Genomic DNA, 1938 nt, shown 5'->3' with positions numbered 1-1938 from the left:
GATCAGAGCCTACATCGCCACCGCCTGAGCGGTGAGGCGAACCGCCGGCCGGAGAACCGACCGGCGGAGCCGTGGTTACCTGTTGTCGAGTTCGGAGCGGACGAGTGCGAGCCCGCGCCGGGTGATGCGGTAGGGTCCACCGTCAGACGAAGAAACAGCCTTCTTCCGCTTCAGTTTTCGAAACAGCTCGAGATCGACGCCCGGATAATGCCAGCCGTCGCGGGTCAGGCATTTGACGGAGGCGATCCGTTTCTTCTCGTTCTTTTCGATTTCAATGCGTCCGCCCTGCGCGAGCAGGTGCAGGATGCGCTGTTTCCACAGCGCCGCGCGTCCTCTTGGACGCGCAAAGGACGCTGTGGCACTTATGATCTGGCGCATGATCCTTTCCGAAAATCGATACCGATTTTCGGGGTCATGCGCTGCGCGAAATATCCATGTGAGAGTTTTCCGGGAAAACAAAAAATGCCGCCGCCGCGAAGCTTCGCGGCACGGGGTTTCAGGTTTTCTGCCCTGCCTCGCCAGGAGGTCAGGGCCTTACCGGGACTGAGCGTAAGTGGACATCCACTCTCCATTGGAATGGACCTCCTATAGGCGAACGCAGCTGAAAAGGCCAGTCCGCGGCTTTGCGCTTGTGTTTTTTGGGCGCTTGTCTCTTTTGGCGGTTTGCACTAGCGAAGTTGCACACCAAAGTGTGCGAAACGCATTATCCGCAGTTCCAATACGCAGGCCACCATGTCCCTCATCGACACCCGCACGCCCGACGCCAAGCGCCTTGTTTCCGGTGCCACCGGCGACTGGGAGATCATCATCGGCCTCGAGGTCCATGCCCAGATTACATCGGAAGCAAAGCTGTTTTCCGGCGCCTCGACCGCTTTCGGCGCGGCGCCCAACGCCAATGTCAGCCTGGTCGATGCGGCGATGCCCGGCATGCTGCCGGTCATCAACGAGGAATGCGTCAAGCAGGCGATCCGCACCGGCCTTGGGCTGAAAGCGCAGATCAACCACAAGTCGGTCTTCGATCGGAAGAACTACTTCTATCCAGACCTGCCGCAGGGCTACCAGATCTCGCAGTTCAAGCAGCCGATCGTCGGCGAGGGCACGGTGATCGTTTCCGTTGGCCCCGATCGTCAGGGCGAATTCGAGGACATCGAGGTCGGCATCGAGCGGCTGCATCTGGAGCAGGATGCCGGAAAGTCGATGCACGACCAGCATGTGACCATGTCCTATGTCGACCTCAACCGCTCCGGCGTGGCGCTGATGGAGATCGTCTCCAAGCCCGACATGCGCTCGGCCGACGAAGCCAAGGCTTATGTCACCAAGCTGCGCACCATCGTGCGCTATCTCGGCACCTGCGACGGCAACATGGACGAAGGTTCGATGCGCGCCGACGTCAACGTTTCGGTGCGCAAGCCGGGCGGCGAGTTCGGCACGCGCTGCGAGATCAAGAACGTCAACTCGATCCGCTTCATCGGCCAGGCCATCGACTTCGAGGCGCGCCGGCAGATCGCCATTCTCGAGGATGGCGGCAAGATCGACCAGGAGACGCGGCTGTTCGACGCCGTCAAGGGCGAGACGCGTTCGATGCGCTCCAAGGAAGAGGCGCATGATTACCGCTACTTCCCCGATCCGGACCTCTTGCCGCTGGAATTCGACCAGGCCTATGTCGATGCGCTGGCCAAGGAATTGCCGGAACTGCCAGACGACAAGAAGGCGCGGCTGATCGCGTCGCTCGGCCTGTCGGTCTATGACGCCTCGATCCTGGTTTCGGAAAAGCCGATCGCCGACTATTTCGAGAAGGTGGCCGCCGGCCGCGACGGCAAGCTCGCCGCCAACTGGGTCATCAACGATCTGCTCGGGCAATTGAACAAGGCCGGAAAAGACATTGAAAACGCTCCGGTTTCTCCCGAGCAGCTTGGCGCGGTCATCGATCTGATCAAG

2 protein-coding genes are annotated in these 1938 nt (G+C 60.6%); one reads left to right on the top strand and one right to left on the bottom strand.

Annotated elements, in window-relative coordinates:
* Nucleotides 1-75 precede the first annotated feature (75 nt).
* The gene (locus EN914_RS33670; protein ID WP_013531345.1) at nucleotides 76-378 is read right to left on the bottom strand and encodes a YjhX family toxin; all 303 of its coding nucleotides are present in this window, start codon (nucleotides 376-378) and stop codon (nucleotides 76-78) included.
* A gap of 354 nt (nucleotides 379-732) precedes the next feature.
* Between EN914_RS33670 and gatB the strand changes: the two genes are divergently transcribed.
* Nucleotides 733-1938: Asp-tRNA(Asn)/Glu-tRNA(Gln) amidotransferase subunit GatB (gatB, locus tag EN914_RS33660; protein WP_127389593.1), on the top strand; the 1206-nt coding region annotated here is incomplete at its 3' end.

This window comes from Mesorhizobium sp. M7A.F.Ca.CA.001.08.2.1 (genome assembly GCF_003998455.1).
In the GTDB taxonomy this organism is placed as follows: Bacteria; Pseudomonadota; Alphaproteobacteria; order Rhizobiales; family Rhizobiaceae; genus Mesorhizobium; species Mesorhizobium ciceri.
Note: the sequence above shows the minus strand (reverse complement) of the source record. Positions and strands in the feature narration are given on the sequence as shown.